This is a genomic window from Arthrobacter sp. MPF02 (assembly GCF_046605375.1).
Taxonomy (GTDB): Bacteria; Actinomycetota; Actinomycetes; order Actinomycetales; family Micrococcaceae; genus Arthrobacter.
The window spans coordinates 1176388-1190579 of sequence record NZ_CP176772.1 but is presented as its reverse complement, the minus strand read 5'-3'; the positions used below and the strand labels follow the sequence as shown (position 1 = coordinate 1190579).

The following is a 14192-nucleotide window of genomic DNA, read 5'->3' as shown; positions in this document are numbered from 1 at the left end:
CCCGGATACTTCCTAGAGGTCGCGGATGGTACGCAACGCGGCTGCGGTGAGGACCCGGATGCCGTGGCCCAGCGCGCGCTCGTCCAGGATGTAGTCGCCACGGTGGAGGTCGTATTCCTCGCCGCCCGGAGTCTTGGTGCCAAGCCGCATCATCGCGCCCGGCCGCTCGGCGAGGAACCAGGCAAAATCCTCCCCGCCCATGGACTGCGGGGTCAGCACGACGGCATTTTCGCCGATTTCGGCCCGAGCGGCAGCCTCGATGATGGCTGTTTCGTGTTCCGAGTTCACCACCGGCGGCACTCCCCTGGTGTGCTCCAGCTTTACCTCGACGCCGTAGGGCGCAGCCACCTGGTGCACCACCTCGTCCAGGAGCTCACCGGCCTCGTGCCAGGCGTCGCGGTCCAGGCACCGCATGGTGCCGGCCATGTAGCCGACGCCGGGAATTGCGTTGGGCGCGGAACCGGCGGAAATCTGGCCCCACACCACTGAGACGCCACTGCGCACGTCCACGCGCCGGGACAGGACGGCGGGAACGTTGACCGCGATCTGGGCCAGTGCGAACACCAGGTCCTCCGTCAGGTGCGGACGGGACGTGTGGCCGCCGCGGCCGGACAATTCGATCCGGATGGTGTCCGACGCAGAGGTGATGGCGCCGATGCGCGTGCCGACCTTGCCCACCTCGATCCGCGGGTCGCAGTGCAGGGCGAGGATCCGGGGCACGCCTTCCAGGACGCCCTGCTCGATGCACGAGTGGGCGCCGCCGGGCATGGTCTCCTCGGCCGGCTGAAAGATGATGCGCACGGTGGCCCCCAGCGGTTCATCCTGGTGCATGCGGTGCAGCACCAGGGCGATGCCCAGCATGGTGGTGGTGTGGACGTCGTGGCCGCAGGCGTGGGTAACGCCGTGGTTCTTTGAGGCGAACGGCAGTCCCGTTTCCTCGATGATGGGCAGCGCGTCGATGTCACCGCGGAGGGCTGTGGCAATCGGGCCGTCCCCGACGTCCACGGTGAGGCCGGTTCCCTCAAGGCGGCGCGGTTTCAGGCCCGCCTCCTCAAGCCGCTCCGCAAGCTTGTCCGTGGTGCGGAACTCCTTGAATGAAAGTTCCGGGTGCGCATGCAGGTCCCGGCGGAAGTCGATCAGTTCCGGCAGGAGCGGGTCGAGCCATGGCGACACCAGGGCGGTGGGCTCGGCTTCGGTAGTGTAGTTGCGCACTGCTTCACTTTAGCGAGGATGGCTGCGATACCGGCCATCAGGTCGCCGCGTTACATAGCGGGCACCGCTGAGTGCACGTTATGCAACGCGGCAGCCCTGATTACAGGACGTCCGTGTCCCCGCTTGCCTTGAGGGCATCAACGGCCGCCTTGACCCGCTGGGAGTTGGCCATGGTAGTGACCAGCAGGGCGTCCGGCGTGTCCACGATGACAACGTCTTCAATGCCAATCAGGGCGATGACGCGCTTGGTGTCGGTAACCACGACGCCGCTGGAGTTCTCGGTGAAGACGCGCGCCCCTTCACCCAGGACGGTAACGGCATCCACTTCCTTGGCGGAGTTGAGCCGGCCCACCGAGGCGAAGTCTCCGACGTCGTCCCAGCGGAAGGCGCCGGGCACGACGGCGACGTCCCCGGCTTCGGCGGCGGGCTCGGCAACGGCGTAATCGATGGCGATCTTCGGCAGGGTGGGCCAGATGCGGGACGTTACCTCGTCCCGGGCAGGCGTGTCCCAGGCGCGCGCGATCTCCTGCAGCCCTTGGAACAGCTCCGGCTGGTTCTCCTCAAGGTGCTTGAGCAGGAGTGCCACCGGGGCCACGAACATGCCGGCGTTCCAGACGTAGTTGCCGCTTTCCACGTACTGCTGGGCAACAACCTCGTCGGGCTTTTCGACGAATTCCACAACGTCCTGCGCGCTGGGCGCGCCGTCGATATGCAGGTCCTGGCCGGACCGGATGTACCCGAAGCCGGTTGACGGGTGCGTTGGCTTGATGCCGATCGTGACGATCTTGCCTGCGGCCGCGGTGTGGATTGCTTCGCGAACCGCCTGCTGGAAGAGGTTGTCCGGGCTGATTACCTGGTCCGCCGCGAAGGAGCCCATGATGGCGTCCGGGTCGCGCTCATGCAGGATGGCCGCGGCCAGCCCGATTGCCGCGGCGGAGTCCTTGGGCTCGGACTCGAGCACCAGGTCCGATTCCTTCACCTCGGGCAGCTGGCGGCACACGGCTTCGCGGTGGGCCTGGCCGGTGACCACGAGCATGCGGCTCCCGGCAAGCGGGTGCAGCCGGTCGTAGGTGGCACGCAACAGCGTGCTGCCCGAACCCGTGAGGTCATGGAGGAACTTGGGAGCTGCGGCGCGTGACAGGGGCCAGAGGCGGGTCCCCACTCCGCCGGCCGGGATCACCGCGATGAAGCGGTCAAGGGGTGATGCCGGGCTTGTCACTTTGTCTGTACTCATCACGGCCTACTCTAGCCGACGGGCTCCCAACGCTCCCCTGCCGGATTTCCAGGGCCGCTGCACGCGCGGCAGCCGCGCCTGCATCCGATTGTGGTGTTTGTCTCATAATTTTCGAAAATCCGCGCCATTACAGGGCACCAAGGCGTTCCTAAATTGAATAAGCTGTTACCGGAGCCTAGATTTAGGCCTGAGCTACGAGTGCTCTCGCAGCAGGCGTTCCCCCCGCGTGGATCTCATGCCAGCGCCGCTGTGTTGCAGGGAGGTTTATCAGTGCCGACAAAACCAGCTGGCACCTTGTACCGCGGCCGTGAAGGCATGTGGTCCTGGGTAGGACACCGCATTACCGGTGTAGTGATCTTTTTCTTCTTGTTGGTCCACGTTTTGGACACCTCCTTGGTGCGTGTGTCACCGGAGGCCTACACCGCCGTGATCGGAGCCTACAAGAACCCCCTGATGGCTCTGGGTGAGACCGGCCTTGTTGCGGCCATCGTCTTCCACGCCTTCAACGGCCTGCGCATCATCGCGGTCGACTTCTGGAAGAAGGGCGCCCGGTACCAGAAGCAGATGCTGTGGGCAGTCCTGGCTCTGTGGCTTGTCACCATGGTTGCCTTCTCCATCCGCCACCTGTCCCTCGCCCTCGGAGGTCACTAGCCATGAGCGCAACAATCGAGAGCCCGCGCAGCGGCCGGATCGCGCCCCAGTACCGCCATACGGGCGGCAGCCGCGGCAACTTCGAAATGATCGCGTGGCTCTTCATGCGCCTTTCCGGCGTGGTCCTGGTGGTGCTCATCTTCGGCCACCTCTTCGTGAACCTCATGGTGGGCGAAGGCATCCACGCCATCGACTTCGGTTTCGTGGCCGGCAAGTGGGCCGATCCCTTCTGGCAGTTCTGGGACCTGACGATGCTGTGGCTGGCCATGCTCCACGGCACCAACGGCGTGCGCACCATCATCAATGACTACGCCGAGAAGGACACCACCCGCCGCTGGTTGAAGACGGTCCTGTATTCGGCAACGGTTGTCATCGTCGTACTGGGCACCCTGGTCATTTTCACCTTCGACCCCTGCCCCGTGGTGGACGGCGTCCCCCTCCCCGGTGGTTTCTGCCCTGCCTAGCAGCAGCACGACTCCGGGCCCGCGGGCATTACCGCGGGCCCTGTTTTGCGGAGCAGGCCAGGCCGCCCCGCAGTTCCATAGCGAATTTTGAGAGAAAGAGCATCCGGTATGCAGGTCCATAAGTACGACGTCGTCATCGTCGGTGCCGGTGGCGCTGGCATGCGCGCCGCGATCGAATCCGGTCAGCGTGCGCGCACCGCAGTACTGACCAAGCTCTACCCCACCCGCTCGCACACCGGTGCGGCACAGGGTGGCATGTGTGCAGCCCTCGCCAACGTCGAGGAAGACAACTGGGAATGGCACACGTTCGACACCGTCAAGGGCGGCGACTACCTGGTTGACCAGGATGCCGCTGAGGTCATGGCCAAGGAAGCCATCGACGCCGTGCTTGACCTGGAAAAGATGGGCTTGCCGTTCAACCGCACGCCCGAAGGCCGCATCGACCAGCGCCGCTTCGGCGGCCACACCCGCGACCACGGCAAGGCGCCGGTCCGCCGCGCCTGCTACGCGGCGGACCGCACCGGCCACATGATCCTGCAGACGCTTTACCAAAACTGCGTCAAGCACAACGTCGAGTTCTACAACGAGTACTACGTCCTGGACCTGCTGACGGTCGAAGAGGATGCAGTCCGTGCGGACGGCACCCCTTACAAGCAGAAGCGCGTAGCCGGCGTGGTCTCCTATGACCTCGCCTCCGGTGAACTGCACGTCTTCCAGGCCAAGTCCGTGGTGTTCGCCTCCGGTGGCGCCGGCAAGGTCTTCAAGACCACCTCGAACGCCCACACCCTCACCGGTGACGGCATGGGTATCGCCTTCCGCCGCGGCATCCCCCTGGAGGACATGGAATTCTTCCAGTTCCACCCCACCGGCCTGGCCGGCCTGGGCATCCTCCTCTCCGAGGCCGCCCGCGGTGAAGGTGCCATCCTGCGCAACTCCGAGGGTGAGCGCTTCATGGAGCGCTACGCCCCCACCATCAAGGACCTCGCACCGCGTGACATCGTGGCCCGCTCCATGGCCAACGAGGTCCGTGAAGGCCGCGGCTGCGGCCCGAACAAGGACTACGTGCTGCTGGACCTGACCCACCTGGAGCCGGCACACATCGACGCCAAGCTTCCGGACATCACCGAGTTCGCCCGCACCTACCTGGGTGTGGAGCCGTACACCGAGCCGGTTCCCGTGTTCCCCACCGCCCACTACGCCATGGGCGGCATCCCCACGAACATCGAAACCGAAGTGCTCCAGGACAACGACACCGTTGTCCCGGGACTCTTCGCCGCCGGTGAGGTGGCCTGCGTTTCGGTGCACGGCTCCAACCGCCTGGGCACCAACTCGCTGCTGGACATCAACGTGTTCGGCAAGCGGGCCGGCGTCGCAGCAGCCGAGTACGCCAAGACGGCGGACTTCGTGGAACTCCCCGAAAACCCGGTGGCCTACACCACCGAACTGCTGGACATCGCCCGCAACGGCAGCGGCGATGAAAAGGTGGCCCAGATCCGCAAGGAACTGCAGGACACCATGGACGCCAACATGCAGGTGTTCCGTACGGCGGAAACGCTGAACCAGGTACTGCGCGACATCGCCTCGTTCGAGGAGCGGTACAAGCGCATCAACGTCCAGGACAAGGGCAAGCGCTTCAACCTGGACCTGCTCGAAGCCGTGGAACTCGGCTTCCTGCTGGAACTGGCCAAGGTGATGACCGTGGCAGCCCTGCACCGAGAGGAATCCCGCGGCGGTCACTTCCGCGAGGACTTCCCGGAACGTGACGACGAAAAATTCATGAAGCACTCCATGGCGTACAAGGACGACGAGGCTCCTGCGGGATCGGCAGAATCAATTGCCGGCATCCGGCTGGACACCAAGCCGGTGGTCTTTACCCGCTACGAGCCGATGGTGAGGAAGTACTAAAAATGACCGCTGAAATCGCTGAGCCAGCCTCAAAGATTGAACTGCCTGCCGGCGTCGGCGGGGGCGGCGAAATCCCCACGTTCGATGTGCACATGCGCGTCCGCCGGTACAACCCGGAGGTTTCCGAAGAAGCCACGTGGGACGACTTCCACCTGACCATGTACGGCACGGACCGCGTCCTGGATGCCCTGCACAAGGTCAAGTGGGAAATGGACGGCAGCCTGTCCTTCCGCCGCTCCTGCGCCCACGGCGTATGCGGCTCGGACGCCATGCGCATCAACGGCCGCAACCGCCTCGCCTGCAAGACACTGCTGAAGGACCTGGACACGTCCAAGCCCATCACGGTTGAGCCCATCAAGGGCCTGCCGGTGGAAAAGGACCTCATCGTGGACATGGAGCCGTTCTTCCAGTCCTACCGCGAGGTCATGCCGTTCCTCATCAACAAGGGCCACGAACCCACCCGGGAACGCCTGCAGTCCGCCGAGGACCGTGAGCGCTTCGACGACACCACCAAGTGCATCCTGTGCGCCGCGTGCACGTCCTCCTGCCCGGTGTTCTGGACCGACGGCCAGTACTTCGGACCGGCAGCGATCGTCAACGCACACCGCTTTATCTTCGATTCACGCGACGACGCCGGTGACATGCGCCTGGAGATCCTCAACGACAAGGAAGGTGTGTGGCGCTGCCGCACCACCTTCAACTGCTCCGAGGCATGCCCCCGCGGCATTCAGGTGACCCAGGCGATCCAAGAGGTCAAGCAGGCCATTCTTTCGCGCAAGATCTAGGGATCAGAACGCGGACGACGGCGTCGCCCACCGAGTACGGAAACGTACGGTGGGCGGCGCCGTCGTCGTTTCCGTATAATCGCCCGATGCGCTATCAGTTATGGTCCCTACAACCCCGGTTTAGGAACTAAAACTGATAGCGCATCTGCAATGACAGAAAGGGGACGCAGTGTCCCGCTCAGAAAAGGTCTCCTTCGCCGGCTCCACGGGCGAAATCCTGTCCGGCATCATCGACGTCCCGGAGGGGCCGGTCAAGGGCTGGGGCGTCTTTTCGCACGGCTTCACCCTCGGTAAGGATTCCCCGTCCGCCTCCCGGATGTGCAAGGCGCTGGCGGACAGCGGCGTGGGCATGCTGCGCTTTGACAACCTGGGACTGGGCGGATCAGGCGGGGAATGGTCCGCCGGCTCCTTCAGCCACAAGGTTGCGGACACGGTCAAGGCGGCCGAGTTCATGCGCAGCCAGGGGAAGGCGATTTCCCTGCTGGTGGGCCACTCCTTCGGCGGGGCTGCCGTGCTCGCCGCCGCCCGGGAGATTGCGGAGCTCGACGCCGTTGCCACCGTTGGCGCCCCTTTCTCGCCTAAGCACGTGGCCCACGTTTTCGACGCAGCCCTGGACAAGATCCTGAGCGAGGGCGCCGCCGAAGTGGACCTGGGCGGCAAGCGGGTGGAAATCCGGAAGCACTTCGTGGAAGATCTGGAGAACGCGGACCTGACCGACTGCATCCGACAGCTCCACAAACCGCTGATGGTGCTGCACTCCCCCACGGACAACACGGTGGGAATCGAGAACGCCAGCACCATCTTCCAGACCGCCCGGCATCCGCGGAACTTCGTGTCCCTGGAGGGCAGCGACCATCTGCTGACGGGCAAGGGCCAGGCCGCCCGGGCCGCGAAGATTATTGCCGCCTGGGCCGACCAGTACCTCGACGCCGGACAGTAGCCGCGGTCCCCTTTTCCGGCAGCACCGGAACCTCGCCTGGCGGCAGCGGCACCCTGCCGGGCTGCAACGGCACCTTCCCCGGCTGGACCTGGCGCGCGCCCAACAGGGACTTATCCTGAGTTGCCGGCGTCCTCCGCAGGTCCGCTTCCCTGACGGCCGCCCAGCCCGCCGAAACGAGGTAAACCTGGCTTACCAGGTTGAACCAGATCAGCAGCCCGATGACGATCGCGAACGAGGCCAGGATAGGATTGCGTCCCGCTCCTGACAGCAACTCGGTGCTGAAAATCTGCAGCACCGTTGTTCCCACGGCCGCCAGGGTGGTGCCCTCCAGCAGGGCACGCCGCGACAGCTTCAGCCCTGCCGCAAGCCGGAACATGATAAGCGCGGTCACCCAGCCGAGGACCAGGGGCACGGCGATTTTCACGGAGGTGGTCAGCGGACCCGCCAACGCATCATCCAGCCGCAGGAAGTCTGAGACCCAGCCCGCCGCGGTGCCGAACACCAGGGACGCGCCTGCGCTGATTACCAGGGCGACGCCCAGCAAGAGGAGGATACCGGCGTCGCGCAGCTTCAGCAGCACCGGGTTAACCATAAGCGGAGGAAGATCCAGCACCCCGCGAAGCCCTGCCCGGATGCCGGAGATCCAGCGCAGCGACGTCACGATGGTGACCAGCGAACCAATGACGGCGGTCCAGCCGAGCCCGTCCGGGTTCAGCATGTCCTGGGGGTCCACCAGGCCCTGGCCGCCGTTGACCTTCAAGAGTCCCGGCGCGCTCTGGGCCACGCTGCTGACGATGATGTCCAGCAGGGCAGGCTGCCCGCGCAATACCAGCCCGGCAATGGAAAACCCGGTGGTGAGCAGGCCCGTGATGGAGAAGAACATGTTGAAGCCGATCCCTGCGCTCATCAGCGGCCCCCGCTGGAGGCTGTAATGCCGGAACGCGCGCACCGGGCGCAGGACGTTGACGCGGGCCGTAAGCCACTGGACCATGGCCATGAGTGCCGCGAACGGACTTCCGCCGGACCTGCGCGCCTTGTTCCAGTCCATCCTTTTCTGGATGACGGCCAGCCGCAGCTGCGCCCGCTCAGTGGGAAGAGGCTGCTGCTCCGCCTGCTTTTGCTGCTGCTTCCGCGGCGGCTTCCGCGAATCTGGTGCCGGCGTCGTTGTCAGTCTCGGTCCCAAAGTCCAGCTCTTCCCGTAGCTGCCATATGCCGTCGGCATCGTGCTCGTAGAGTCCCATGCTAACCACGGGGAAGGTGGCCCTGTAGCTTTTCAGCGCCGTTTCTGCCTCATCCAGGCTTTCAGGCGCGACATCGTGGGCTATGGTGACGTGCGGGTGGTAGGCGAATGGCAATTCGCGCTGCAGCGGGCCCTGCTGGAGCATTTCGTGCAGCTCGACGCACTCGTCGAAGCCGTCCTCCACGTTGATGAATACGACCGGGGAAACCGGGCGGAAGGTCCCGGTTCCGGCGATCGTGACCATGAAGGGGCACTGCCGCCTGGCAACGTCACGCACGTGCTCCCGCGTGGCTTCCCAGTCGGAGGTGGGAGTGGTGGTCACCAGCGTGATGTGCGCCGGCACCACGTGCGCCAGCGGATCGCCGAACGACGCGCGCCAGCGCTGCAGCTCCTCCGCTACGTCAGGCGGGAACCCCAGGATGACGCCTACGCTCGACGACATGGCGCTAACGGACTCCTGCGAGGCTAAGCGAAGGAAGGAAGCCCATGCGCTCGTAGACCTGGCCCAGCGTGACCGAAGCAATCTGGCGGGCGCGCTCGGCACCGGAGGCCAGCAACCGGTCCAGCTCGGCGGGGTCGGACATCAGTTCGTTGGTCCGGTCCCGCAGCGGCGTCACGAACTCCACCACAACGTCGGCGAGGTCCACCTTCAGGTGCCCGTACATCTTCCCCTGGTACTCGGCCTCGAGTTCGGCCACGGTCTTGCCGGTCAGGGAGGAGTAGATGGTGAGCAGGTTTGAAACCCCCGGCTTTTCCTCGGGGTCGAACCGGATCTCGGTGCCGGCGTCAGTCACCGCGGATTTGATCCGCTTGGCCGCGATCTTGGGATCCTCGAGCAGCTGGATGGCCCCGTTGGGCGATTCGCCGGTCTTGGACATCTTGGCGCTGGGGTTCTGGAGGTCGTAGATCTTGGCGCGTTCCTTGACGATGGTCGCCTCCGGAACGGTGAACGTGGCACCAAATTTGGTGTTGAACCGCTGGGCCAGGTTGCGGGTAAGTTCCAGGTGCTGGCGCTGGTCCTCACCTACGGGCACCAGGTCCGTCTGGTACAGCAGGATGTCCGCGGCCATCAGGGTGGGGTAGGCGAAGAGCCCCAGCGTCGCCGCGTCCGCACCCGACTTCTGGGTCTTGTCCTTGAACTGCGTCATCCGTGAAGCCTCACCGAAGCCGGTAATGCAGTTCAGCGCCCAGGCCAGCTGCGCGTGCTCGGGGACGTGGGACTGGACGAAGAAGATGCTCTTGTCCGGGTCGATGCCGGCAGCGATGTACTGGGCGGCGACGATGCGCGTGCGCTTGGCTAGCTCCGACGGGTCGAAGTCCACGGTGATGGCGTGCAGGTCCGGGATGAAGAAGACGGCGTCGTACTCCGCCTGCATGTCCACCCAGTTGCGGACGGCACCGATGTAGTTGCCCAGGTGCAGCGAGTCCGCTGTGGGCTTGGCACCGGACAGGATGCGCTTCTTTACGGCCGGGGTGGTCTGGCTAGTCATTGGGCGGGAAACTTTCGGTGGCTTAGAGCTGGTAATCCACTACCAGCGGTGCATGGTCGGAGAATCGGGTGTCGTACGTGGCGGCCCGGTCCACGACGGCCGAGATGGCCGAGGAAGCGAGTTCCGGAGTGGCCAGGTGGTAGTCGATGCGCCAGCCGGCGTCGTTGTCGAAGGCCTTGCCGCGCCAGGACCACCAGGTGTATGGCCCGTCCATTTCGCCTGCCATGGTGCGGTGCACGTCGTGCCAGCCGATGTCCTCACCGAGGAACCGGTCAAAGTAGGCACGCTCCTCCGGCAGGAAACCGGCCTTCTTCAGGTTGCCCTTCCAGTTGCGGATGTCCAGCGGCGTGTGGGCGACGTTGAGGTCGCCCACCACCAAGGCGTGGTCACTGTGCTTGGTCAGCTCAGGCAGCCGGACGCTCATGGCATCCAGGAAGCGGTACTTGTCGTCCTGCTTGGGCGTGCCCGCCTCGCCGGAGTGCACATAGGCGCTGGCAACCGTGAGCTGCACCCGCTCCCCCGAGACGTTCGTCAGCCGAAAGTCGGCTTCGACCCAGCGTCCCGCCGTCGCAAAGTAGTCATCACCGATGCCGTTGCGCGTGGCCAGCGGCTCTTCCCGGGAGGCAATCGCTACTCCCGCTCGTCCTTTCGCCTCCGCTTCGACATGCAGGATATGCCAGCCATCTCCCAGCAACTCCCGGACGATTGCGTCCGGTGCACGGACTTCCTGGAGGCAGAGGATATCCACATCGCGCGGCTCCAGCCACGCCGCCATGCCGTTCTTGTAGGCAGCGCGGAGCCCGTTTACGTTGACTGATGCGACGCGCAGGAAATCCTTGTTCAATGCCGAGCTCACCCGCTCCACTCTAGTCGATGATGGTGCCGGTAACCGGCTCCCCGCTTCCGCCCGAGGACTTGATCATGTCCCGGGCATTCGTGGCAGTGATCTCGATGGTTTCCAGCGCGCGGTTGATCGTGTCCTGGTTGGCGGCAGCTCCCTTGGCGCGTTCCTCTTCCACAACCCGGATCTGCACCTGCACGATCTTGAAGGAGTGGTCCAGCTTCAGGTCGCGGACCTCATCGGCCTGGCTCCGTTCGGCAACAACGCGCGTTCCACCCTGGTCCGCCGTGGCGTAGCGTCCGCGGCCGGTGAAGGCACTCTGCGCCTCGGTCAGCTTGGCACCGGCCTTCTTGGCGGCCTTTTGGATGCTGAACACCACGAAGCATGCCAGGGCGAGCCAGAAGCCGGCGATGATGGCAACTACCCAGCCCACGACGTCGTTCTGGTTGGCGGCGAAGATGACGGCAACCACAAATGCCGTCACCAGGACCATCAACCCGGGACCGCTGATGCGGAACATGGAGAATCCACCCTTGGCGGGTTTGGAGGATGACGCTGAGCTGCCCAAAGATCGCATGAAGCTATTCTCTCAAACCCCGCAGAGTGCTCCGGCCGCCTTCCACCTCGGGCGAACACCCTCCCTCCCCCAACTGAGTAGCGCTAACTGCCGTTATGGGCCCTCATAACGACAGTTAGCGCTACTCAGTTGGGCAGGCTATCTAAGGAACAGCGCGCGCAGGCGGAGGGTTGTCAGCAACATTCCGACGGCGGTCATGGCCAGGTAGTAGCCGATGTGGACGGGCGTGGCGGCAGTAAAGGTTCCCACGCTGATCTGGCGCAGCAGTTCCACCCCGTGCCACAGCGGCATGGCCTGGATGAACCACTGGATGGGCTCCGGGTAGACACTCAGCGGATAGAAGGTGGCGCTGAACAGGAACATCGGAAGCAGGATGAAGTTGATCCAGTCCATCTGCTGGAAGGTCTTCAGGAAGCTGGTGATGCCCATCCCCATGCTTGCGAAACCGAAGGCGATAAGGACCGACGCCGGAACCATGAGGAGTGCCCACGGCGAGGTGATCAGCCCCATTACGCCCATCACGGCGGTGAATCCGGTGGCGTACAGCATGCCGCGGAGCAGCGCCAGGAAGATCTCGCCCAGGGCGACATCCAGCGGACCCAGCGAGGTGTAGAGCATGCCCTGGTAGAGCTTGGCGAAGTGCATCTTGAAGAAAACGTTCCAGGTGGAGTCGTACACGGCCCCGTTCATCGCGGACACGGCAAGCAGCGCGGGGGCGATGTACGCGGCGTAGCTGATCTCCCCGCCGCCCGGCCCCTCCACCGTGCCCACGATCGCGCCGAGGCCCACGCCCATGGAAACCAGGAACAGGACCGGCTCGAAGAACCCGGACAGCATCACCAGCCAGTTGCTGCTCCGGGTGGCCATCAGGCCGCGGGAAATGACTGCCCGGGCGTTGCGTGAATAGAGCGGACCAAAGGCCCTGTTCCGTGCCTCCTCCGCGGCCCCGGCCTGCCCGGCCCCGCGGACGGCAGGACTCATTGCCCCATCCTCTTCTCGAACCGGCGCCGGGTCAGGATCCAGCCGACGGCGGCCAGTCCCGCCAGGACAGCGACGTGCACAAGGGTCAGCAGCGGTGGTTCCTGGTACCCGTAGCCGGCCACCCGGCCCAATTCCGTGCCGTGCCAAATGGGTGAGATCCAGCCGATCCACCGGAGGGCCAGCGGCAGCGTGTCCAGCGGGAAGAATGTACCGGAGAACAGGAACAGCGGCATCACGATCAGCCGCATCACCAGCGCGAACTGGCCCTTGTCCTCCGTGATGGAGGCCGAGTACGCCATCAGGGGCAACCCGAAGGACAGTCCGGCGAGGGTGGCCACCAGGATGCCCAGCCAGGCCGAGCCGTGCGGAGTGGCGCCGAACAACGCCACGGCGGCGAAGTAGATGGCCGATTGCAGGAGCAGGCGCAGCGTCACGGCCATGATGTGCCCGGCCGCGATCTGCGAGGGCGTCAGCGGTGAGGCGTGCGGGCCAAAATAGGTCCGGCGCCATTTGAATCCCGCCATAACGGGGAAGGTGAACTCGTTGGCGGCGGTCATGACGGCGGCGGACATCAGCAGCGCGGGCGCAATGAAGGTGAGATAGCTGACGCCGCCGAACGCCGCGGCGTCCTGGCTGTCCACCAGGGTTGCCAGGCCAACGCCCATCGCAAACAGGTACGCAACGGGCTGCCCCACGCTGTACATCAGCATGGACCAGGCGTAGTTCTTCATCACCCGGAGCACCTGCTCCGCATAGTAGAAAGCTCCCCACCGCCGGGCCTTCGCGGCAGCGACTTCCGGGCTGTGCGCGTGCAGGCCTCCGGGCGGCGGAGCCTGCGCGTCAGTCAACGAGGCTCCGTCCGGTCAGGCGCAGGAAGACATCCTCCAGGGACGACCTTCGCACCAGGGACGTCAGCGGCCGCAAACCGCGGGACGCCACCTGCTCAAGTGCGCCCTCGCCGTCGTGCGCGTAAATCAGCACGCGGTCCGGCAGGACCTCAAGCCGCTCACCGATGCCGTCCAGCTCCGCCGCGATGGTGGTGTTCCGCGCCGACCCGAAGCGCAGTTCCACCACCTCCCTGGTGGAATGGTCCCGGATGAGCTGGGCGGGCGACCCTTCGGCCATGATCCGGCCCTTGTCCACCACGATCAGCCGGTCGCACAACTGCTCCGCCTCGTCCATGTAGTGCGTGGTGAGGATCAGCGTGACGCCCTGTTCCTTGAGCCGGAACAGCCGGTCCCAGAGGATGTGCCGGGCCTGCGGATCCAGCCCCGTGGTGGGCTCGTCAAGGAGCAGGATGCGCGGTTCGTTGATGAGCGAGCGGGCGATGGTGAGCCGCCGCTTCATGCCGCCGGAGAGGGCATCCACCTTGGACTTGGCCTTGTCCGTCAGCTGGGCGAACTCCAGCAGTTCATCGGCCTTGGGCCTCAGGTAGCTAATGGGCAGGCCAAAATACCGGCCGTAGACCAGGAGGTTGTCCCGCACCCGCAGTTCCTCGTCCAGGTTGTCCTGCTGCGGCACCACGCCCAGGTGCGCCCGCACCTCGGGTCCGTGCGAGTCCGGGTCGAGCCCCATGATTGTGAGCCTGCCGGACGTCCGCCCGGTAACACCGCCGATCATCTTCATGGTGGTGGACTTGCCCGCGCCGTTGGGGCCCAGCAGGCCGAAGGACTCCCCCGCCGGCACCGTGAAGGAGATGCCGTCCACCGCGGCCACCTCGCCGTAGGTCTTGGTCAGGTTTTCCGCCGCGATGACGGTGCCGGCATGCGGCATTCTGCCGGAACGGGTGCCCGCCGGCATGATGGCTTCGTTGTGCACCCTTCGCACACTAATGGAGCTGCGGGACAGGTGGAAGGCCACTTCCAGTTCCAT

At 65.1% G+C, this 14192-nt stretch carries 15 protein-coding genes; 5 read left to right on the top strand and 10 right to left on the bottom strand.

What is annotated here, in order from left to right; all coding sequences use genetic code 11:
- Positions 1-12: 12 nt before the first annotated feature.
- Both ACLH0K_RS05640 and ACLH0K_RS05635 read right to left on the bottom strand, forming a co-directional pair.
- A complete protein-coding gene (locus ACLH0K_RS05640) occupies positions 13-1212 on the bottom strand; it encodes an amidohydrolase (protein ID WP_411375845.1) in 1200 nt (399 codons plus the stop codon).
- 100 nt (positions 1213-1312) lie between these two features.
- Positions 1313-2446 (bottom strand): mannose-1-phosphate guanylyltransferase, encoded by a 1134-nt coding sequence (locus ACLH0K_RS05635; RefSeq protein ID WP_411375844.1) that lies wholly within the window; start codon positions 2444-2446, stop codon positions 1313-1315.
- A gap of 315 nt (positions 2447-2761) precedes the next feature.
- Between ACLH0K_RS05635 and sdhC the strand changes: the two genes are divergently transcribed.
- The 5 genes from sdhC (at position 2762) to ACLH0K_RS05610 (ending at position 7191) form a co-directional block, all read left to right on the top strand.
- Positions 2762-3097, top strand: a complete 336-nt coding sequence (gene sdhC, locus ACLH0K_RS05630) for a succinate dehydrogenase, cytochrome b556 subunit (protein WP_240721039.1) — start codon at positions 2762-2764, stop codon at positions 3095-3097.
- A 2-nt stretch (positions 3098-3099) separates the two neighbouring features.
- Positions 3100-3561 (top strand): succinate dehydrogenase hydrophobic membrane anchor subunit, encoded by a 462-nt coding sequence (locus ACLH0K_RS05625; RefSeq protein WP_411375843.1) that lies wholly within the window; start codon positions 3100-3102, stop codon positions 3559-3561.
- Positions 3562-3669: 108 nt separating this feature from the next.
- The gene (gene sdhA, locus ACLH0K_RS05620; RefSeq protein WP_411375842.1) at positions 3670-5466 is read left to right on the top strand and encodes a succinate dehydrogenase flavoprotein subunit; all 1797 of its coding nucleotides are present in this window, start codon (positions 3670-3672) and stop codon (positions 5464-5466) included.
- A 2-nt stretch (positions 5467-5468) separates the two neighbouring features.
- Positions 5469-6251: a succinate dehydrogenase iron-sulfur subunit gene (locus ACLH0K_RS05615; RefSeq protein WP_411375841.1), complete on the top strand. Its 783-nt coding sequence runs from the start codon at positions 5469-5471 to the stop codon at positions 6249-6251.
- A gap of 169 nt (positions 6252-6420) precedes the next feature.
- Positions 6421-7191: an alpha/beta hydrolase family protein gene (locus ACLH0K_RS05610; RefSeq protein ID WP_411375840.1), complete on the top strand. Its 771-nt coding sequence runs from the start codon at positions 6421-6423 to the stop codon at positions 7189-7191.
- Here the strand turns inward: ACLH0K_RS05610 and ACLH0K_RS05605 are convergent.
- From ACLH0K_RS05605 to ACLH0K_RS05570, 8 genes are all read right to left on the bottom strand, one after another.
- Complete coding sequence (locus ACLH0K_RS05605) at positions 7148-8239, bottom strand: YihY/virulence factor BrkB family protein (RefSeq protein ID WP_411375839.1); 1092 nt, start codon at positions 8237-8239, stop codon at positions 7148-7150. The two genes, ACLH0K_RS05610 and ACLH0K_RS05605, sit on opposite strands and share 44 nt — an antisense overlap.
- 37 nt (positions 8240-8276) lie before the next feature.
- A complete protein-coding gene (locus ACLH0K_RS05600; protein ID WP_411375838.1) occupies positions 8277-8873 on the bottom strand; it encodes a 2'-5' RNA ligase family protein in 597 nt (198 codons plus the stop codon).
- Positions 8874-8877: 4 nt separating this feature from the next.
- On the bottom strand, positions 8878-9921 hold the full coding sequence (gene trpS, locus ACLH0K_RS05595) for a tryptophan--tRNA ligase (RefSeq protein ID WP_411375837.1): 1044 nt from the start codon (positions 9919-9921) through the stop codon (positions 8878-8880).
- A 22-nt stretch (positions 9922-9943) separates the two neighbouring features.
- Positions 9944-10777: an exodeoxyribonuclease III gene (locus ACLH0K_RS05590; RefSeq protein ID WP_411375836.1), complete on the bottom strand. Its 834-nt coding sequence runs from the start codon at positions 10775-10777 to the stop codon at positions 9944-9946.
- A 10-nt stretch (positions 10778-10787) separates the two neighbouring features.
- On the bottom strand, positions 10788-11339 hold the full coding sequence (locus ACLH0K_RS05585) for a hypothetical protein (protein WP_411375835.1): 552 nt from the start codon (positions 11337-11339) through the stop codon (positions 10788-10790).
- 138 nt (positions 11340-11477) lie between these two features.
- Positions 11478-12320 (bottom strand): ABC transporter permease, encoded by an 843-nt coding sequence (locus ACLH0K_RS05580; protein WP_411375834.1) that lies wholly within the window; start codon positions 12318-12320, stop codon positions 11478-11480.
- The gene (locus ACLH0K_RS05575; protein ID WP_411375833.1) at positions 12317-13168 is read right to left on the bottom strand and encodes an ABC transporter permease; all 852 of its coding nucleotides are present in this window, start codon (positions 13166-13168) and stop codon (positions 12317-12319) included. Before ACLH0K_RS05575 ends, ACLH0K_RS05580 begins: the two co-directional genes overlap by 4 nt.
- On the bottom strand, positions 13161-14120 hold the full coding sequence (locus ACLH0K_RS05570; protein ID WP_411376412.1) for an ABC transporter ATP-binding protein: 960 nt from the start codon (positions 14118-14120) through the stop codon (positions 13161-13163). Before ACLH0K_RS05570 ends, ACLH0K_RS05575 begins: the two co-directional genes overlap by 8 nt.
- Positions 14121-14192 lie beyond the last annotated feature (72 nt).